Origin of the sequence: Rubrivivax albus, assembly GCF_004016515.1 — a bacterium.
In the GTDB taxonomy this organism is placed as follows: Bacteria; Pseudomonadota; Gammaproteobacteria; order Burkholderiales; family Burkholderiaceae_C; genus Rubrivivax; species Rubrivivax albus.
Map to the genome: position 1 here is coordinate 163,862 of NZ_SACT01000001.1, position 20,017 is coordinate 183,878.

The window sequence follows — 20,017 nt, forward strand, 5'->3', positions numbered from 1 at the left end:
CGGCAATGGCCGACCCCCGTGGTGCCTGTCCTACCATGCCGGCTTCGCCCGAACCTCCACCGGGCCGGCCCAGACAGCGGAAGCGGACCCCCAGCCATGTGCGGCATCACCGGCATCTTCGACACCCGCCAGGCGCGCCCAGTCGCGCACCCGGTGCTGCACCGCATGAACGAGTCGCAGACCCACCGCGGGCCGGACGAAGGCAGCCTGCACCTGGAGCCCGGCGTGGGCTTCGGCCACCGGCGGTTGAGCATCATCGACGTGGCCACCGGTCAGCAGCCGCTGTTCAACGAGGACCACTCCGTCGTCATCGTCTTCAACGGCGAGATCTACAACTTCCAGGAGCTGATCCCCGAGCTGCAGGCGCTGGGCCACGTGTTCCGCACCAAGAGCGACACCGAGGTCATCGTGCACGCCTGGGAGGCCTGGGGCGAGGACTGCGTGCAGCGCCTGCGCGGCATGTTCGCCTTTGCCCTGTGGGACCGCAACCGCCAGACCTTCTTCATGGCCCGCGACCGCCTGGGCGTCAAGCCCATGTACTACGCGGTGCTGGACGACGGCATGCTGCTCTTCGGCAGCGAGCTGAAATCGCTGCTGGCCTACCGCGACGAACGCGGCGCCGGCCTGCGGCGCGAGATCGACCCGCTGGCGCTGGAGGAGTACTTCGCTCTCGGCTACGTCGCCGAGCCGCGCACCGTGTTCCTGCAGGCGCTGAAGCTCGAGCCCGGGCATTCGCTGTGCATCCGCCGTGGCGCGCCCATCCCGCCGCCGCGGCGCTATTGGGACGTGGCCTTCACGCTGGACAACCCCATCAGCGAGGCCGACGCCCTGGTGGAACTGCGCGAGCGCCTGGCCGAGTCGGTCAAGCTGCGCTTGATCTCCGAGGTGCCGCTGGGCGCGTTCCTGTCCGGCGGCGTGGACAGCAGCGCCGTGGTGGCCACGATGGCCGGCCTGTCCAGCACGCCGGTGCAGACCTGCAGCATCGCCTTCGACGACCCGGCCTTCAACGAAAGCGCCTTTGCGCAGATGGTGGCCGACCGCTACCACACCGACCACTACGTGGAGACGGTGCAGAGCGACGACTTCGACCTCATCGACACCCTGGCGCGCCTTTACGACGAACCCTACGCCGACAGCAGCGCCATCCCCACCTACCGCGTCTGCCAGCTCGCCCGCAAGCGCGTGACGGTGGCGCTGTCGGGCGACGGCGGCGACGAAAGCTTCGGCGGCTACCGCCGCTACCGCCTGCACATGATGGAAGAGCGCATGCGCCGCGCCATGCCGGCCAGCATCCGCCAGCCGCTGTTCGGGCTGCTGGGCCGCGTCTACCCCAAGGCCGACTGGGCGCCGCGCGTCTTCCGCGCCAAGACCACCTTCGAAGGCATGGCGCGCAACTCGGTGGAGGCCTACTTCCACAGCGTCAGCATCCTGCGCGGGCCCATGCGCGCGCAGCTCTACAGCCCGGCCTTCAAGCGGGAGCTGTCGGGCTACGACGCGCTGCACGTCTTCGCGCACCATGCCGTGCGCGCCGGCACCGACGACCCGCTGGCGCTGATCCAGTACCTGGACCTCAAGACCTACCTGGTGGGCGACATCAACACCAAGGTCGACCGCGCCAGCATGGCCCACAGCCTGGAGGTGCGCGAACCGCTGATGGACCACAAGCTGGTGGAATGGCTGGCCACGCTGCCGTCGGGCCTGAAGGTGCGCGGGCAGGAAGGCAAGTACCTGTTCAAGAAGGCCATGGAGCCCAGCCTGCCCGACGACGTGCTGTACCGGCCGAAGATGGGCTTTTCCGTGCCGCTGGCGCGCTGGTTCCGCGGGCCGCTGAAGCAGCGTGTGCGCGACGCGGTGCTGGGCGAGCGCCTGGCCGACACCGGCTGGTTCGACCGCGACTACCTGCAGCACCTGGTCAAGGCGCACCAGGACGGCACGCGCGACTACAGCGCACCGCTGTGGACGCTGATGATGTTCGAGGCGTTCCTGCGCAACGTGGCCGATGCGACCGGCACGCCGCGCCGCATGCCCAGGCCCGGCGTGGCCGTGCCCGCCTGAGCGTCTGCCGGCCATGCGCATCCTGCACCTCCTGGACCACTCCATCCCGCTGCACAGCGGCTACACCTTCCGCACGCTGAGCCTGCTGCGCGAGCAACGCAAGCTGGGCTGGGTGACCTTCCACCTCACCAGCCCCAAGCACACGGCGGCTTCCGGCCCGGAGGAGACGGTGGACGGCTGGCACTTCTACCGGACGCCCGCGCCCGACGCGCCCAGGCTGCCGGTACTTGCCGAAAACGCGCAGATGCGGGCCACCCAGCGCCGGCTGGAGCAGCTGGTGCGCGACCTGCGGCCCGACATCATCCACGCCCACTCGCCGGTGCTCAACGCCATCCCGGCGCTGCGCGTGGGCAAGGCGTTGGGTGTTCCGGTGGTCTACGAGGTGCGTGCCTTCTGGGAAGACGCCGCCGTGGACCACGGCACCACCTCCGAAGGCAGCCTGCGCTACCGCGCCACGCGTGCACTGGAGACGCGCGCGCTCAAGCAGGCGGCCCACGTGTTCACCATCTGCGAAGGCCTGCGCCGCGACATCGTGGCCCGGGGCATCGCGGCCGACAAGGTCACGGTGATCCCCAACGCGGTGGACATCCAGAACTTCGAACCCGGCGGCGAGCCTGATGAAGCCCTGAAGGCGTCGCTGGGCCTGGCCGGCGCCACGGTGCTGGGCTTCATTGGCAGCTTCTATGCGTACGAAGGCCTGGATCTGCTGCTGCAGGCGCTGCCCCGGATCCTGGCGCAGCGGCCCGACGTGCGCGTGCTGCTGGTGGGCGGTGGCCCTCAGGACAGCGCGCTGAAGGAGCAGGCCCAGGCGCTGGGCGTGGGCGACAAGGTCGTCTTCACCGGCCGCGTGCCGCACGCCGAGGTGAACCGCTACTACGACCTGGTGGACGTGCTGGTCTATGCGCGCCACAGCATGCGGCTGACCGAACTGGTGACGCCGTTGAAGCCGCTGGAGGCCATGGCGCAGGGGCGGCTGCTGGTGGCCAGTGACGTGGGCGGGCACAAGGAACTGATCGAACATGGCGTGACCGGGCAGCTCTTCCGCGCGGGCGACCCTGCGGCGCTGGCGCAGGCAGTGGGTGCGCTGCTGGCAGCACGCGACCAATGGCCGCGCATCCGCGCTGCCGGGCGTGCCTTCGTGGAGCGCGAGCGCAACTGGGCCGCAAGCGCGGCGCACTACGTGGCGCCATTCCAGCAACTGACGCGCAGCGCCGAGGCCGTGGTGTGACCGGGGTGGCGGGGCTGCGCATCGGCATCGTGGGGCCGCTGCCGCCGCCGGCCGGCGGCATGGCCATGCAGACGCGGCAGCTGGCCGAGTTGCTGGGCGCCGCGCAGGCACGTGTGGAACTGGTGCCAACCAACCCGAGTTACCGCCCGGCCTGGGTGGCAAGACTGCGCGGCGTTCGCGCGCTGTTCCGCCTGCTGCCCTATCTGGCAGCGCTCTGGCGCGCCGCTGGTCGGGTGGATGTGCTGCACGTGATGGCCAATTCCGGCTGGTCGTGGCACCTGTTCGCCGCGCCTGCGATCTGGGTCGCCCGGGTGCGGCGCACGCCCGTGGTGGTCAACTACCGCGGAGGCGAGGCTGGCCCCTTTCTGGCGAAATCGGCCGCCGTGGTTCGGGCATCCTTGCGCCACGTTGCGCGTCTGGTCGTACCCTCGGGCTTCCTGCAAGACGTCTTTGCCCGCCATGGCATTCGGTCCGAGATCGTCCCCAACATCGTGGACCTACAGCGTTTCCGCCCGGGCGCGCGCGTGGGCGAGGCGCAGATCATCGTCGCACGCAACCTGGAACCCATCTACGACAACGCCACGGCCATCCGGGCGTTTGCCCAGGTGCATGCGCGGCATGCCGGAGCGCGGCTGGTACTGGCAGGCACGGGACCCGAGGAAGGCGAGTTGCGCGCGCTGGCCGCGTCGATGGGCCTGCAAGCGGTCGTGGAGTTCGCTGGCCGGTTGGACCGCGACACCATGGCTGCACGCCTGCGCGCCAGCCGCATCGCGCTGAACCCCAGCCGCGTGGACAACATGCCCAACTCGGTGCTCGAGGCCATGGCCAGCGGTGTGGCCGTTGTCAGCACCCGGGTCGGAGGTGTGCCGTACATCGTGGAGCACGGGCGCACTGCCTTGCTGGTGCCCCCGGCCGACCCCGACGCCATGGCGCAGGCTCTGCTGGCGTTGCTGGAAGACGAAGGCCTGCATGAGCGTCTGCGCACTCAGGCGCTGACCGAAGTGCAGGCGTACACATGGGAGGCGGTGGGCCCGCAATGGGCCGCGGTCTACCGCGAGGTGGCGCACATGGCGCCGCAGGCGGCAGGATGAGCGCGTACACACGCCTGGTCTCGGGTCTGGTGTTTCCGCTTCAGGAGAAGCTCAAGCACCACGACACGGTGCGCATACGTCGCGAGCTGGAAGACAGCCAGTGGTGGTCACGAGAGCGCATCCTGGGCTGGCAGGCCGAGCGTCTGCGGTCGCTGCTGGTGGCCGCGGCCGACGTCCCGTACTGGCGAGCACTGTTTGCCGAGCGCCAGTTCGATCCTCGCGCCGTCACTGGCGTGGCCGACCTCGCCCGACTGCCGCTGCTGGACAAGGCCACCATCCGTGCCCACACCGACGCCATGAAGCACCCGCAGGCCCGTGGCCTGGCGCGCTTCAACACCGGGGGCAGCAGCGGCGAGCCGCTGATCTTCTACATCGGCAACGAACGGGTCAGCCACGACGTGGCCGCCAAGTGGCGTGCCACCCGCTGGTGGGGCGTGGACATCGGCGACCCGGAGATCGTGGTCTGGGGTTCACCCATCGAACTGGGCAGCCAGGACCGCATCCGCGCCTGGCGCGACAAGCTGATGCGCACCCAGCTTCTGCCGGCCTTCGAGATGAGCGAAAGCAAGCTCGACGGTTTCGTGGCCCGCATCCGCCAGGCGCGTCCGCGCATGCTGTTCGGCTACCCCAGTGCGCTGAGCCACATCGCGCGCCATGCCGAAAGGCGTGGCCAGCGCATGGACGACCTGGGCATCCGCGTGGCCTTCGTCACCAGCGAGCGGCTGTACGACAACCAGCGCGCCGACATCGAGCGCGTGTTCGGCTGCCGCGTGGCCAACGGCTACGGTGGACGGGATGCCGGGTTCATCGCCCACCAGTGTCCCGAAGGCGGCATGCACCTGACGGCCGAGGACATCGTCGTCGAGATCGTGGGCGAGGACGGGCGTACCCTGCCGCCCGGCCAGCCAGGCGAGATCGTCGTCACCCACCTGGCGACGCGCGATTTCCCGTTCATCCGCTACCGCACCGGCGACGTGGCCGTGACCAGCGACGCAGCATGCCCCTGTGGCAGGGGCTTGCCTCTGCTGGCCGAGATCCAGGGGCGCAGCACCGACTTCGTCGTTGCACAGGACGGCACCGTCATGCACGGCCTGAGTCTCATCTACATCCTGCGTGACATGCCGAGCGTGCAGGGCTTCCGCATCGTGCAGGAGAGCCTGGACCTGACACGCGTGCAGGTGGTCGTCGCTCCCGGTTTCGGTTCGGAGGACGAATCCGCCATCGTGTCCGGGTTCAAGCGCAGGCTGGGTTCGGCAGTCGACGTCGTCGTGGAACGCGTGGCCGCCATTCCGGCCGAGAAGTCGGGCAAGTTCCGGTACGTGGTCAGTCGCGTGCCTTCGCAGGTTCAGGCCGGGGTGGCTGCGCCGCATGCGTGATTTCCTCGTCATGTCCGTCATCGTCCCGTGGGCGATGGTGGCGATCCGGCATCCTTGGATCGGCGTGCTGCTCTGGGTCTGGGTCAGCCTGATGAGCCCCCACAGGTACACCTACGGCTTCGCTTATTCGGCACCTGTCGCGATGCTGGCCGCCGGGGTGACCCTGGTCGGACTTCTGTTTACCGTGGAGAAGCGCAATCCGTTCAAGGCCTCTCCCGTGGTCTGGTTTGCATTGCTGACCCTGTGGATCACCCTCTCATGGCAGATGGGGCTCGACCCGTCGGGGCAGTTCTCTCAGTGGGACAAGGTCATCAAGGTCAACGTCATGGTGTTCGTGACGCTGATGCTGTTCCACAGCAAGCAGCACATCTTCTGCCTGGTGTGGGTGCTCACGCTGTCGGTGGCGCTGCTCAGCGCCAAGGGCGGGTTGTTCACCATTGCCACCGGCGGTGGATATCGGGTCTGGGGCCCGCCCGGTTCCTGGATCGAGGGCAACAACGACTTCGCCGTGGCCACCATCATGACGATCCCGCTCCTGCGCTTCATGCAGATGCAGGTGTCACGCAAGTGGCTGTCAATGGTTCTGACGCTGCTGATGCTGCTGAGCGCAGCTTCGGCGCTGGGTTCGCACTCCCGCGGCGCGCTGCTCGCCATCGTCGCCATGACGACGGTGCTGTGGTGGCGCGGCGGACGGCGCGTGCGCAATGGCCTGCTGCTGCTGGCCCTGGGTGCCGTCATGATCGCCGCGATGCCGTCCAACTGGACGGAGCGCATGGAGACCATCGAGACCTACGAGGAGGACGCCTCGGCACTCGGGCGTCTGAGCGCGTGGTGGGTTTCGTGGCGCATCGCGCAGAACTATCCCTTCGGTGTCGGCTTCGACATCACGTCCTCGGAACTGTTTAACGCGTTCTCGCCCTATGGCACCGAGTTCGGCCAGCCCGTGGCGCACAGCATCTGGTTCCAGATGCTCGGGCACCACGGTTTTGTCGGCTTCTTCCTGTTCGCCGCTGTCTGGGTGTCTACATGGTTCGTTGCTGGCAGGCTGCGCCGCGCGGCATCCGCAAGGCCGGACATCAAGTGGGTCGGTGACCTGGGCGCGATGGCGCAGGTGTGCCTGGTTGGCTACGCCGTGGGCGGCGCATTCCTGCAGCTTGCTTACTACGACTTTCCCTACTACGTGATGGCCATCGTGTCCGTGGCCCATGCATGGGTCAAGCGCGAGGCATGGCAGACCGACAGGCCCACGCCCGGTGGTTGGCGTTCACTCATCGGCCTGGCTGACCCGATCGACAGGGCACAGCGGTTCGGCACGAATGCCGCCGGCCTCGGTGCCGCGATGCAGCCCGCTGCGCAGCTCGGTCAGGGCACCGGCTCGCCCGGGCCGGTTCGGGCTCGGTTGGACGGCTGACGCATGCCGATGAGCCCCTTGTTCCAGTGGCTGTCACCTGCAGGGAGCCGGGCCCGCCTTTCGACGCTGATCTTTCACAGGGTGGTGCCGGAGCCCGATCCGCTCTTCCCGGGTGAGGTCGACGCGAGTCGCTTCGACGCCATCTGCCAGTGGATACGCAGATGGTTCCATGTCCTGCCGCTTGACGAGGCCGTGCAGTTGCGGGCCGAAGGGCGGCTGCCATCGCGCGCACTGGGCATCAGCTTCGACGACGGCTATGCCGACAACCACGACGTTGCCTTGCCGATCCTGGCGCGCCACGGCCTGAACGCGACGTTCTTCGTGGCCACGGGCTTCCTGGATGGGGGGCGCATGTGGAACGACACGCTCATCGAACTCGTCCGCCGATGGCCGTCGGACACGATGGACCTGTCGGCCCACCAGATTCCCGGAATCCAGGCGTTGGACCTCTCCACGCTCGAGGCTCGCCGCCAGGCTGCGGCGAGCCTGACGCTGGCCATGAAGTACCTGCCTGCCGCTGCGCGGTCGGAGCAGGTGGCAGCCATCGCACGCCGTTCGGACGTGACGCTTCCAGACTACCTGATGATGACCTCCGACCAGGTGCGTGCGCTGCACCGGGCCGGCATGCGCATCGGCGCGCACACGGTCAATCACCCGATCCTGCGAACCCTGGACGACGATGCCGCACGCAGCGAGATCACGGCGGGCCGCCAGAGGCTGCAGGAGATCATCGGCGCACCGGTCCGGCTCTTCGCCTACCCGAACGGCAAGCCCGGGCAGGACTACGTGGAGCGCGACGTCGCGCTCGTGCGGGCGTGCGGCTTCGATGCGGCCTTCACCACGCAGGCGGGGTACTCCACGGCAACGACACCCGCGCACGAACTGCCGCGCTTCACACCCTGGCGGAGCGACCGCTGGGGCTTCGGCCTTCAGCTGGCGCGCAACCTGGCCGGCGCCTGAGCCTGGGGGCGGGCGTCCGGGCGCGACAGCCGTGAACGGCTTCGTTCGATTGGTTGCCATTTCCCGGTTCAGGCCAACGTGCCGGTGACGATATTGTCGCTATCGTCGGGGGCTCCGGCCAGGGTGGCGCACAGCATTATGTCGAACGACCAGAAATCCACGAGCGGCAGGGTGTCCGGCACCCTGCCCATCACACGGCGGACCTTCGTCTGTGCGGCCCTGACAGGCGTTGCGGGTTGTGGCGGCGGCGCTCAGGAGGAGCCCGATGCCCGTTCAGACGTGGCTGCGGCGCCCCCCAGCCCCGCGCCTGCACCGCCACCCCCTGCCGCCGCTCCGACGCCGGCACCCGTGCCGGCGCCGGCGCTGCCCCCCGAAGCCGCGCCCGAGGCGCCGCCGGTCAGCGTCGACCCGCGAATCGTGCTCGAAGCGCAGAACATGCGGGCCATGGTGGTGCTGAAGTGGTTCCACCAGGACAGCCGCTACGAGCGCTACCGGCGTCTGCAGGTCATCAAGACACCGCGCGCCGAGGTGCCGTTTCACGGCTTCAACTTCGCCGACGGCGGCGCCCCGACGGCGCTGAAGGGCGCCCGCTACACATTGCATTGCGACGGCACGGAGATCGCCGCCGTCACCGTGACGGCGGGCAGCACCACGTCGGCCGTCTTCGACGCCGACTTCTCCGGCGTGGCCGATGGCTGGCGGGCCCTGACCATCCGCGGGCTCACCGGCGACGAGACCTCGCCGACCTGGTTCGTGTTCGTCAAGCGAGGCACTGGCGCTGCCCCGGCGCAGGCCTTCACGCCGGTGGTTCGAGGCACCTACGAACTGACGCAGACGACCCCGGGTTGGTGCGCCTATGCCAAGGCGCCGGGCCGCTACAACCCCACGGCGCTGCCCGTGCCGCGGCGGGACTACCCCGCCTTCGCCGACCTGCTGCCACGCAGTGAGATGAACTGCATGCAGCTGGTTCCAGTGCGCTTCGGCGATACCCACCGGCCCAGCCACAACGTCGACGGCATCACCACCAGCTACGACCTCCAGGCCTATTTCTGGTCGGACATGGTGGCCAAGTCGCCGCGCCTGCCGTCGCTGGACGGCCCGCGCGGCGTGGGCAGCCTGATGATGACCACCCACGTGTCCATCGGGCAGGCCGCGCCCGACGGCCGCCCGCGCAACACTCTGTATGTGTGCGACCCGTGGCGCATCGCGCGCGTCACCGAGGACGGCACTATCACCACGCTCGTGGGGTACCGCCACGCCAGCCTGCCCAGCTACTGGGGCGACCCGGCAGAGATGGAACTGGTGGGGGACTGGTCGGCCATCCCGGAAGAGCGCCGCGGCTTTCACGAACTGTGGGGCATGGCCTGGGACGAACGCACGCTGGTGGTGGACGAGGCTGCCGCACGCATCGCCGCGGAGGGCAACGAACAGCCGCATGCCGTCGGCCCGGTGATGTTCCTGACCGACACGCAGAACAACCGTGTGATCAAGTGTGCCTTCAGCGCCACCAGCCGCACGGTGCCGCCCAAGGTGACCGAATTCGTCACCAACAGCGCGGACGCCTGGGACATCGTGTACCACGACGGCCTGATCTACGTCTCGGAGCGCAAGGCGCACCGCATCGCCGCCTACGACGCCACCACCGGCGCCTACGTGCGCACCGTCGTCTCGGGCGCTGCCCTGGCCACCGTGGACGTCAACCGCTTCGTGCACCGACAGGCCGACATCGCCACCATCCAGGCCGAGGACTGCGTTGCGCCCGAAGGCCTGTACAAGCTGGCCGACGACCCCTGGCTCTACTTCGGCTCCTTCGCCATGAAGCAGGTGCGGCGCGTGCACCTGCAGACCGGCGTGGTGGAGGTGGTGTGCGACGTGCCGCTGGACGGCAACGCCACGTACATGAAGATCGCGGTCGGCGACGGCAGCTTCGGCCCGCGCGGCACCGTGTTCGTCTGGACCTGGAGCAACCGCCAGTACGGGTATCCCTACGTGCACCTGCCGTCGGGCGTGACCTACACCAACTGGGAAGGCGCGCTGAAGGAGTGGAAGTGGTACGAAGAGAACGCGAGCGTGGGGCAATGGGGCAAGTTCAACTATGCCACCGCCGGTGCGGTGGGCAACGGCAGGCTGGTGTGCGGTGGTGCCAACGAGGGCCTGGTGGTGATCTCGCGCAGGCAAGCCGGTGACCGCGCTCTCGGTGAGTCCATCCGCCGCGGGGAACGCGAGTTCACCAACCGCGGGCTGAGCCTGCTGTATGGCGCCAACGGCTTCGGCTACTACGGCCTGCCCCTGCCCTGGGGTGTCTCCAGCAACCTGGACGCGTTCTTCGCGTTCCACGGCCACCAGCGCCCCTGACCCGGCCCGGCCGTGCGCCGGGCGGCCGGGGTGTCAGGCCAGGCACTTCAGCAGTGACAGCAGGTTGTCCGTGCGCCGGCCGTGGCGCATGGACCGCAGGTGCAGCCGAGCGGCGGTGCCGCGCTGCTTGCGCTGCCGGGCGCGCCACGCCCAGTCGAACAGCTCGTCGGCGATGCGCCGGTGCACACGGGCGCGGTCCGCGGCGGTCAGGCCTTCGTAGTGCAGCATGTGGTCGTAGGCGCGCAGCAGCTGGGGTGCATGCCCTTCCACCCGCGCGTCGGACTCGAAGGAAATGTTGTCCTCGCCCAGCGTGTACTCGATCTGCTCGCGCTTGAGGCACGCCGCACCGAAGCGCCGCGACAGCCGCAGCCAGAACTCGTAGTCCTCCGCCACGCGAAGATCCTCGCGCATCCGTTCGCGTGCCGCTGCCGCGGACAGCACCACGCTGGAGAGGTTGAACCAGCAGCCCTGTTCCAGCAGGTGGCTGAAGAAGCCCGGCCCGAAGACCGACAGCGTGCCGTCGTCCTGCTGCTTGGGCGCCAGCGCGAGCTTGCGGTCGAAGTTCGGGCCCATGTAGTCCACCGGCCTGCCGCCCTGCAGATAGCGTGCACGGCCAAACACCAGGCCCACGCCGGGATGCGACTGCAGCACGGCCAGCGCCTCGGCCAGGTGGTGCGGCAGGAAGCGGTCGTCGGAATCCAGCAGTGCCACGGCGTCGCAGTCGGCGGCGGCCGCCAGCCCCGTGTTGCGCCCGCCGGCTGGCCCTTTGGCGCCAAGGTTGCGCAACACCTTGACCGGCCTTCCGGCATAGGCGGCTTCCAGCGCGGCCACGGTGCCGTCGGTGGAGCCGTCGTCCACCACGATCACCGTCAGCGCGCAGCCCGGCGGCAGGGCCTGCTGCGCGAGGACTGAATCGATGGCCACCCCGACCGTCGTCCTGCGGTTGTAGGTCGGGATGACAACAGCGCACTTCATGCTTGGCAAATTCGGCCGAACAGGGCGAAGGCCTGCTGGGCGATGACATCGCGCCTATGCCTGTTGAGCCAAGACTCAACCTCAGAATTGGCCGGTGAGTTGCGTCGTTGTTCGAGCATCTTCAGCGCATCCAGCATCGCGCCAGGGCGGTCAGGCTGACAGAGAACACCCATACCCAATTGGTCTACCAACGCATGGCTACTCTCGCCAGGCCAACCGCAAACCAAGACCGGGCGCCGAGCCGCGATGTAGTCGAAGAGCTTGCCCGGCAGGTAGCGCTCCAAGTCTGCAGACGCCAGCAGTAGCAACGCGTCAGCCGCCTGCATACGTTGCACAGCCTCGGTCTTCGGCACATGGTCCACGATGCTGATGAGATCCGCGTTGCGACTCTGCACCAGATCTGCGTGCTCCCTGGGTGACCTGCGCCCTATGAACTCAATTCGAAGCTTCTGGCGCCATTCGGGCGCCGAGGCCAACGCTGCATCAAGCGCGTCCACGAAGTGCCGTGGCGAGGTATGGCCAGACAGCGTGCCGACATGCGCAAGACGAAGCGGTCCCTGACGTGGCAAGACTGTCGCAGACCCGACCGGTTCGGCGAAGTCCTCGGGCTCCCATCCGTTCGGCAGCACGTGTGTGCGTTCACGAGAAAGGCCACTGAACGTGCGGAGCTGGTGCTCACGATGCGACTCAGTGGTGAAGATCACCGCGCTCGCTTCAGCCAGGCAAGCCTGCTCATAACGCCTATCGTCGGGGCCGGCACTCACGAAATCGAAAGGACATTCTGTCCATTCGTCGCGATAGTCAAGTACCAGCGGGACACCGAAATGCCTTGCCACCCAGCGAGCGGTGAGAAACATCGAGAATGGAGGGCCCGAAGCCAACACCATCGCTGGCGGATCGTTGCGCAGATGCTCAAAGGCCAGCAATGCGGCCTGAACGGCATTGGCAAAGCTGCCATCGACCTTTGGAAACAGTCGCCAACTGGCGGGTCTACGAGTATCAGGTACGACAGTCCGTCGAATGCCGTCGGGAAGGCGGCTCAGCAACTCTTCGCCGTGCTCTGATTGGTTGGCGGGTGCTACACCCTGGAACGTGGAGAACCGCCATCCAAGACGCGCACCGTGCCGCAGAAATGAAAGCGGCCGGTGAACACCGGCGTTCGAGTTCGGTGGCAATGCCCATGAAAACAGCGCAACATGCCGCCTATCTGGCGACCGCGATGAGCTGCGGCTGTGGGTGGCATGCCACCACTGTGTGCCTAAGGCCAGGCTACCGCCAAGCGTGGAAAGGAGCTCGGAACTCGAACGCATTCAACCGCCACTACAGCCTGCTTGCGACCTTTCGCCACGTACCCTCGAGGTTCTGACGCAATCTGCGTGCTGCATTCCAGCGCGGTAGGGGAGCAGACCTGCCGGCGATGTCTGCGTATTTCGTGAGGTACTGGCTCTTCAGCGTGCCCAGGTCGTACTGCGTACAGGCAATCTCGCGTGCACGTGCGCCCAGCGATGCCCAGCCATGTCGCCGTTGCGGCCCGACGGCGGCGGCCAGCGCCCCCGAGGCCTCCATGTCGATGAACACGCCTTCCTGCACGATGGCCTTCTGGTTGGGGTGGTGCGTGCAGATCACCGGCAGGCCTGCGGCCATGGCTTCGATGTAGACGATGCCGAAGGTCTCGAACACGCTGCCCAGAACGAAGGCATCCGCGGCTGCATAGGCGGCAGGCAGTTCCTCGTGCGGCAGCGCATCGAAGTGCACCCGGTTACCCAGCAGTTCCCGGCCCAGCGCCCGGATGGCGGGCGCGTCCTCGCTTTCCTGCCCCACGATGGCCAGGTGCAGACCGGGGTCCGCGACCGCAGCCACCTCGCGGATCACGTGGTCCATGCGCTTGTGCCAGTAGCAGATGGTGCCCACGCTGAGTAGCAGCGTCGCATCGGCCGGGATACCGTGGCGCGCGCGGAAGTCGGTGGGCGCATCGGGCCGGAAGCGCTGGGTGTCGACACCGTGCGGAATCAGAAAGCTGCGCCCCTTCAGGCTCTGCGCCAGGTTGTGCGATGTGTGTTCCTGCACGAAGTCGCACGGCGGCAGGTCCCGCGCCGGGATGGCGCCACCGTTGGCGAACAGGAGGGTGGGCGTGCGCGCGAACAGGTGGCGGTTGGCGTGCAGCACCCTGCACACGTCGCGGTCCAGCACGTGCAGCACGTCGAAACCGCCTTCCAGCAGCGCGCCCAGCACACCCCAGGCGAAGGATTCGCCTTCTACGCGGATGCGCTCGTCACCCAGCGCGGCGGCATGCCACTTGGGCGAGACGGGCAGGCGGGCGCCATCCAGGCCCGCAGCGTCCCGGGGGATGTGGGGCACGACCACCTCGCGGGCCGAGCTGTCGCCGCCACCCTTGAACAGCGTGACGTCCAGACTGTCACGCAGCAGGTCGAACAGGCCGCGGGCGAATGTCTCGTGGCCGCGCAGAACCCGGCCTAGGCCAGGGCAGAGCAGGGCTACGCGAGGGGAGTGCGCCGGGACCATTTGGCATTCAGGCAGAGAGCGTCACGACGGCGAGCCCCTTCTCGGCATGCAGGCGCTCGACCAGCAAAGGGCCATGATCGCGTTACCATGCAGCCACCATGGCCTGCTCCGCGGGGCGATCGGCATCGTCGACGAAGATCCTCGCGCCGGGTGCCAAGCGAGACTTCAGCCTGGGCAAGGCCGGTGCGCGAGCCTGGGGCGCAGTGCTTTCGGGGGGGCCGTCGATCACCAGCGTACCGACGGGCGGCATGGCGTCAGGCAGGACACTGTCGTCGTACCAAGGGGCCTCGCCGGAGCGGGCGCGCAGCGGCGCGTGGAGCACCGTGGCCCAATCCTGCAGCCCGTGTTCCTTCAGCATCGCACGCGTCTTCTCGGCATAGGTTGCGTCGTGCTCCAGGCTCCACACGTGACCCCGCGCGTTCAACTGAAGACAACGGGCACTGATGACGGTGGAAGCACCCGAGCTGCATTCCAGAACGGCCTCCGGACGCTGATCGAGCAGCGCGCGTGCGAGGTGGAGCAGGAAGTCGGGCGACCCAGCCCAGCCGCGCATCGCGGGCAGCGGCGCCTCCAATTGCAGGAGCCGGCGCAGAGCGTCAGCAGCCTGCAGTTGCCCAAACAATGCTTCAGTTTCCCGGCGGGCAGCTGCGGCGTCATCGGCGATTTGGTAGGACGCCACATGCAGCCGCCTGACCTTGTGCAGAACCACGGCGCATAGCGCCAGTGCAGCGCTGGCCACCGCCAGTGTCAAGAGTTCAAGCATTGTCATCACTGGTTGGTTCTCCGCGATCCCGCGCCTCGCGGCGCGATGCGGCGTCTCCCCATAGGCTAACTGTGGAATCGCTCGCTGCGACGAGGCAATGTGGGCAGTAGTGCGCAGGGGCAGCATAGAGCGCCGTGGCCGATGCAGCAAAGCGCTCGACCGTTGCAGCAACGGCTACTACGTGATACCCGAAGCTGACCTCCGATGGCTGGTTGCCCGACTCAGCAACGGCTTCGCGGAGATGCGTGATTCGTGCTCGATCACGCGCAGCGGTGCTCGCTGCCAAGTCCTGCTCAACGTGGCGCGATGCTACGGTGGAACACGAACCTACGACGAAGTTCTTGATATAGCGGTTCCCGTGTGACCGGATGATCTGTCTTTTCGCCGACAAGAATGCCAAGAATGATCCCACCGCAGATGACGAGAGTGGTACCGATCAGAGGAAGCGGCTCCGATCGCGACCAACCCATGAATCCAACATACGCAATCGACGGCATTAGCGCTGCCGCTGTGACCGCGAGCGAGGGGCCTGTAGTTCGGAGGAGGCGTCGACGGAGACCGGGGACTCCCCGCTCGCCTGCGGCAAGGAACATCGGGGCAGCCGGGAGAGCCGCCAGCAGGAATGCCCATGCCACCGATTCGATGGTCCCCCAGATGGTCACAGCCCCTATCACAATGGCCAGCCGCATGGGCTGAACGACGAACTCGGTTCTTGTAACGAGTTCGATCCTTCCAACTGCGACCAGAGCAGTTGATACCAGGCTTGTAAGGGCGCCAATCGCACCGGCCAGTGCAAACACGGGTACAAGCGGAGCTGCTGCGTCCCACTGCGGCCCAAACATGACCCGCAGGAACTCCAACGAGAAGATGGACAGGAATCCGTAGAAGGGCCATGCAAAACCGGTCACGATGGCCACGCTGTGCCGGAACCGCGAAACAAGTTCGTCTCCACCCCGGTGTGCTTCCGCGAAGGCGGGAAGCGCCACGTTGCGTACCGCGTTCATCACGTCTCGGTGGAAGAGGTTGACCACGCCCTGCGCGCGGCTGACCAGCGCGACCGGCTGAAACCCCAGCACCTTGCCGACCACCAGATCGTTGGCGTCCATCGACAGCGTCGTCACGACGTTCGTCGCTGCGCTCTGCCCGCCGAAGGCGAGCACCGGCCGCCAATGCACCAAGGTGGGCCGGAAGACCCGGCGATCGTCGGAGGCCAGCCAGGTGCCTACCGCCGTGCAGAGGTTCTGCAGCACGGCGCCCACCGCCATGCTGTCGCTGCCCATGCCCTGCCAAGCCAGCAGCACGGTCACCACGAGGCTGATCGCCGTGGCGGTCAGCGACACGTACAGCAGGGCCTTGAACCTCATCTCGCGCCGCAGCAACGACATCCTGACCGTGCAGAACGGCAGCACCAGGAAGCTCAGCGCCGCGATGCGCATCGTCAGCGTCATGCCTGATTCGCCGTAGAACCCGGCCGCCCATGGCGCCAGCGCGAACACCGCTGCGAACAGGCCGCCGCCCAGCAGCAGCGAAACACCAAAGGCCGTGCCGATCTGGCTGTCGTCGACCTCCGGCGCCTGGATGAGGTAGCTCCCGATGCCGAAGTCCCGCAGCACGTGGGCCACGCCCAGCACGGCCAGCGTCACCGAGTACTGGCCGATCTCGTGCGGGGTCAGCAACCGTGCCAGGATCATGTTGCTTGCCAACGCAAGCAGGATCGACAGGTAGCGCTCCAGGAAGGACAGCGCCAGGGCCTTACGAACGCTCGTCATCGCACCTGGGGGGCGTTCGTCAGGCGCTGCACGCCGGTCTTCAGCAGTGCCTGGGCGGTCTTGAACCACCAGCGCGGCCGCGTGGGTTCGTTGCGCAGCAGGCGGCCGAACCCCTGCAAGGCCAGCCGCGCGTCACCCTGCAGCAGGTGGGTGCCGGCGTGGTCGAGCTCCAGGCGCTGCAGTCTGCGCTGCAGGGCCTGCGTGTCCACCTGGGCGCCGTCCGGGCCCGTACCGCCCCAGCGCGACAGCGCGCGCTGCACCACCTCGAGTTCCCAGTTGCGCACGTAGGGGCGCCGGGACGTGCTGCCCGGCGCCACCCGGTAGAGCGCACCCACGGACGCGAGCTTGATGATGGGGCCTTCCCGCGACAGGCGCAGCCAGAGGTCGTAGTCCTCGCCCACGCGAAGGTCGGGGTCGAAGCCGCCCAGGCGCTGCAGCGTCTCCCGGCGCACCATCACCGTCGTCGTCAGCATGCACACGTCCAGCAGCAGCCGCGTGTAGAGCCAGCCACTGAGCGCCCGGTCGATGTCGTCGGTCACCACCGAGTGCACCAGCGCAGCCGGTGCAACGAAGGAGCCGTTGGCCTCGGGGTGCCAGAAGTGCCAACCCGTGAACACGGCCGCGGCCGACGTGTTCCGGCCCAGGGCCCGGCACTGGGCAGCGAGCTTGCCGGGCAGCCACTGGTCGTCGCTGTCCAGGAAGGCCACGTATTGGCCCCGGGCCTCGGCCAGCGCGCGGTTGCGTGCCGCCTGTGGCCCCGCATTGGCCTGGCTCACGACGCGCACACATGGGCCGTGCGCTCGTGCGCGGGCGACGGTGTCGTCCTGCGATCCGTCGTCGACCACGACGACCTCGAGTGTCACGCCCTGCTGCCGCAGCGCACTGTCCAGCGCGGCGTCGATGGTGGCTGCGGCGTTGTACGCCGGCATCAGGACACTGACGTACGGCGCGTGCGGGGGGATGTTCACCGTCAGCCGCCGGGCGTCGCGGCAGCCGAGGCTGCGCCCGGGCCGGCCTCGGGTTCGCGCCACTGCCCTGCACGCACCAGCGACTCCATGAGCTCCCGCCGCGGAAGGCCCAGGGCCATGGCCCGGTGCGCCTGCGCAAGCGCCTTGTCGTGGCGCCCGAGCTCGAAGTACAGCAGCCCGATGTTGTAGTGCGACATCGGGCGCTCGCCAGCGTGCTCCAGCGCGATGTCCAGCTGGCGCTCCGCGTCCGCAGGGCGCTTCCGGGCGTGCAGGAACTGGGCGTACATGCTGCGCGCCACGGTGTCGTCGGGCCGGAAGCGGAGTGCCCGGTCGAACCAGCATTCCACGGTGATCTTGCCGCCCGGGGCCGGGTCGGCATGGTGCCGGTCGGACAGGCGCCACATGGTCAGCAATGCACGGTGGTGGTTGGGGTAGACCTCCAGCGTGTAGGCCACGTCGGCGGCCATGTCCTGCATCATGGTGGTGCCTGGCCGCACCATGGCCTCGATGCCGGGCGTGAAATGCACGCGTTCCACGATGGCGCGCTGCTCCGCCGTCGTGGCCCGGTAGTCCCAGGGGCCGAAGTGGTTGACGAAGGGGTTGCCGCAGGCCTGCGGCCCGGTCTGCGCCCAGACTGCCGGTGCAGCACATGCCAGCAGGCCGAACGACACGCATGCAGCACGCAGCAAGGTGTTCAGCGGTGGTGGGGCAGACATGTGGAGCAGTGACCTCGGCAACGGCCGAGGCTCGCCCCCGGCACCGATGCGTCGGGCGCTGCAGCGGCGCCCTCGCCGCGCTGATCCTAGCAGCGCCAGCCGGCACGGCATACGCAGCAGCGGTGCAGGAATGCACACCGCTGCCGCGCGCGGCAGTGGTGTCTCAGCGCAGCGCCGCGGCCTTGTGGCGCCGCCAGGCCACGAGCACGCCGGCACCGGCCAGCAGCAGTGCGGCCGAAGCAGGCTCGGGCACCGGGGCGGTCATCGGCTTGTATAGCCAGACGGCGGCGTCCCGGGTGGTGTTGTCGAACTGGTCCAGGGCGATGAACGCGCCGAGTTCGGCCACGTACAGCCACTTGCCCAGCACGCCGGATTCGATGCCGTTGACCGAGAAGTCACCGTCGGGCTGCGTGGCGGTGGTGCTCTGGAGTTCCACCACGGTCCAGATGGTGTCCAGGGCGCCGTCGGTGGTGAACTCGGCTTCCGTGGCCCATACGGTGCCACGATCCCGCCCATCCCAGAGGAAGAACTTGCCGGATGCTTCGTCGAACGCGATGCCGTGTTGGCGGTTGATTTCGAACGCTGCACCAGTGGCGTCAACCAGTGTGATGTAGCGATCGAACAGGCAGCGATCGGACTGCTGGTCGAATGTGAACGTGCAGTCCACGACACTCCCCGCGCCGTCGGACGGCAGGGCATTCAGATCCCAAACGCTCAGGCCGGCCCAGTTGGGGCTGACTGCGGATGTTTGCACGAACAGGCCGTTGTGGGAATCGATCGCCGCGGTGCTCTGGAAAGCGGGGGCATACCAGCTCACTCCGACGCGGTTGAACCGTCCTGCTTCGCCCGCACGTACATCACCCAGTTCGTATCTATACAAGGACTGCCACCCGGAGGCGTTGGAGTCGGAGGTGACGTAGATGACGTCCTTGCCGTTTTCGGTGCGGTAGGCGGTGGCGGTCTCGATCTGGCTGGGCCCCGGGCCGCTGCCCACCCAGTTGCCACGCTGGTTCGTCCACATGTTGCCGCCCAGCGTCTGTGGCAGGTAGCCGGAGCCGTCGACACCACCGACCTTGTTGGCGTCGGCCTTTCGCGGGTCCCACATCCAGGGGCCGGCCGGCACGGGTTTGCCGTCAGGGCCGCGCACGACGAAACTGCCCCCGCTGTTGAAGGCGGCGCCGCCGAAGGTGACGAACATGTCGTTCACCGGCACGTACAGGTTGTTGTCGTAGGTGTGCGCCGATTGCGGGGAGGCGTCGTCGACGGTGAAGAAGGTGGACGTGCTGCCGTACTGCGTCATCCGGGTGGGCAGCGACCCGCGCGTCCAGGTGCCGTCCGTCCCCTGCCAGAGGTACATCTCGTTGCCCATGTAGTTCGCGTGTCCGCCACCCCACAGCTGCAACTGGCCCCGTTGCGAGTCCCAGGCCATCGAGCTCCAGGCGGTGACGACGGTTGCCGGGTTGGAGTAGCTGCCCGGTGACAGCCCGCCCTCGGCCGGGCTGGCCCATGCGCTGGAGAACGCGGTCGTGTTGACCTGGACCCAGCCGCCCTCGGGCGTGGCATCCAGCAGCCCCTGCAGGTAGCTGAGATCCGCCGCGGCGCCCGGGATCGACACGCAGAGCGCCGCCGCCATCGCGACCGAGCGCCACGCCGTGACGGGTACCTGCGCGCCGGACTTGCTGGACCTGCGGGATGACGACATGCTGGGCTCCTCACGGTTTGGCTGTAGGTGGTGCGGCAACTGCTTCCAGGAAAACAGTCCACCGAATCTGACGCTATCAAGCGGCCACGCGGGCGAGAAGCCCCCGGATCGCGGGGGAAGTGCCG

The 20,017-nt window shown here is 68.0% G+C and carries 15 protein-coding genes; 7 read left to right on the plus strand and 8 right to left on the minus strand.

Annotation, left to right across the window (positions count from 1 at the left end; translation table 11 throughout):
- The first annotated feature begins 96 nt into the window (after positions 1-96).
- The 7 genes from ENE75_RS00690 to ENE75_RS00725 all read left to right on the plus strand — a co-directional run bounded on the left by ENE75_RS00690 (position 97) and on the right by ENE75_RS00725 (position 10,476).
- The gene (locus ENE75_RS00690; RefSeq protein ID WP_128194607.1) at positions 97-2,055 is read left to right on the plus strand and encodes an XrtA/PEP-CTERM system amidotransferase; all 1,959 of its coding nucleotides are present in this window, start codon (positions 97-99) and stop codon (positions 2,053-2,055) included.
- Positions 2,056-2,068: 13 nt separating this feature from the next.
- Positions 2,069-3,283: a TIGR04063 family PEP-CTERM/XrtA system glycosyltransferase gene (locus ENE75_RS00695; RefSeq protein ID WP_128194609.1), complete on the plus strand. Its 1,215-nt coding sequence runs from the start codon at positions 2,069-2,071 to the stop codon at positions 3,281-3,283.
- The gene (locus tag ENE75_RS00700) at positions 3,280-4,374 is read left to right on the plus strand and encodes a glycosyltransferase family 4 protein (protein ID WP_199232180.1); all 1,095 of its coding nucleotides are present in this window, start codon (positions 3,280-3,282) and stop codon (positions 4,372-4,374) included. Before ENE75_RS00695 ends, ENE75_RS00700 begins: the two co-directional genes overlap by 4 nt.
- A complete protein-coding gene (locus ENE75_RS00705) occupies positions 4,371-5,750 on the plus strand; it encodes a phenylacetate--CoA ligase family protein (RefSeq protein ID WP_128194614.1) in 1,380 nt (459 codons plus the stop codon). The genes ENE75_RS00700 and ENE75_RS00705 overlap by 4 nt, the downstream gene beginning before the upstream one ends.
- A complete protein-coding gene (locus ENE75_RS00710; protein WP_128194616.1) occupies positions 5,743-7,161 on the plus strand; it encodes a putative O-glycosylation ligase, exosortase A system-associated in 1,419 nt (472 codons plus the stop codon). The genes ENE75_RS00705 and ENE75_RS00710 overlap by 8 nt, the downstream gene beginning before the upstream one ends.
- A gap of 9 nt (positions 7,162-7,170) precedes the next feature.
- Positions 7,171-8,121, plus strand: a complete 951-nt coding sequence (locus ENE75_RS00715) for a polysaccharide deacetylase family protein (RefSeq protein ID WP_199232181.1) — start codon at positions 7,171-7,173, stop codon at positions 8,119-8,121.
- Positions 8,122-8,400: 279 nt separating this feature from the next.
- Positions 8,401-10,476 (plus strand): NHL repeat-containing protein, encoded by a 2,076-nt coding sequence (locus ENE75_RS00725; protein ID WP_158288817.1) that lies wholly within the window; start codon positions 8,401-8,403, stop codon positions 10,474-10,476.
- A gap of 33 nt (positions 10,477-10,509) precedes the next feature.
- Here the strand turns inward: ENE75_RS00725 and ENE75_RS00730 are convergent, their stop codons facing one another.
- The 8 genes from ENE75_RS00730 to ENE75_RS00760 all read right to left on the minus strand — a co-directional run bounded on the left by ENE75_RS00730 (position 10,510) and on the right by ENE75_RS00760 (position 19,931).
- Positions 10,510-11,451, minus strand: a complete 942-nt coding sequence (locus ENE75_RS00730) for a glycosyltransferase family 2 protein (protein WP_128194625.1) — start codon at positions 11,449-11,451, stop codon at positions 10,510-10,512.
- The gene (locus ENE75_RS00735; RefSeq protein WP_128194628.1) at positions 11,448-12,761 is read right to left on the minus strand and encodes a glycosyltransferase; all 1,314 of its coding nucleotides are present in this window, start codon (positions 12,759-12,761) and stop codon (positions 11,448-11,450) included. The genes ENE75_RS00730 and ENE75_RS00735 overlap by 4 nt, the downstream gene beginning before the upstream one ends.
- A 10-nt stretch (positions 12,762-12,771) precedes the next feature.
- Positions 12,772-13,974: a glycosyltransferase family 4 protein gene (locus ENE75_RS00740; RefSeq protein WP_128194630.1), complete on the minus strand. Its 1,203-nt coding sequence runs from the start codon at positions 13,972-13,974 to the stop codon at positions 12,772-12,774.
- A gap of 82 nt (positions 13,975-14,056) precedes the next feature.
- Complete coding sequence (locus ENE75_RS00745; RefSeq protein WP_158288818.1) at positions 14,057-14,737, minus strand: class I SAM-dependent methyltransferase; 681 nt, start codon at positions 14,735-14,737, stop codon at positions 14,057-14,059.
- Between the two features lie 293 nt (positions 14,738-15,030).
- The gene (locus ENE75_RS00750) at positions 15,031-16,506 is read right to left on the minus strand and encodes a lipopolysaccharide biosynthesis protein (RefSeq protein WP_128194634.1); all 1,476 of its coding nucleotides are present in this window, start codon (positions 16,504-16,506) and stop codon (positions 15,031-15,033) included.
- Positions 16,503-17,474 carry a glycosyltransferase family 2 protein gene (locus ENE75_RS00755; RefSeq protein ID WP_158288819.1) on the minus strand — a complete coding sequence of 324 codons (972 nt, stop codon included), beginning with the start codon at positions 17,472-17,474 and terminating at the stop codon, positions 16,503-16,505. Before ENE75_RS00755 ends, ENE75_RS00750 begins: the two co-directional genes overlap by 4 nt.
- A gap of 2 nt (positions 17,475-17,476) precedes the next feature.
- Complete coding sequence (locus ENE75_RS24795; RefSeq protein ID WP_158288820.1) at positions 17,477-18,163, minus strand: tetratricopeptide repeat protein; 687 nt, start codon at positions 18,161-18,163, stop codon at positions 17,477-17,479.
- A gap of 190 nt (positions 18,164-18,353) precedes the next feature.
- Positions 18,354-19,931, minus strand: coding sequence for a PEP-CTERM sorting domain-containing protein (locus ENE75_RS00760; protein WP_158288821.1), 1,578 nt, complete (start codon positions 19,929-19,931; stop codon positions 18,354-18,356).
- Positions 19,932-20,017 lie beyond the last annotated feature (86 nt).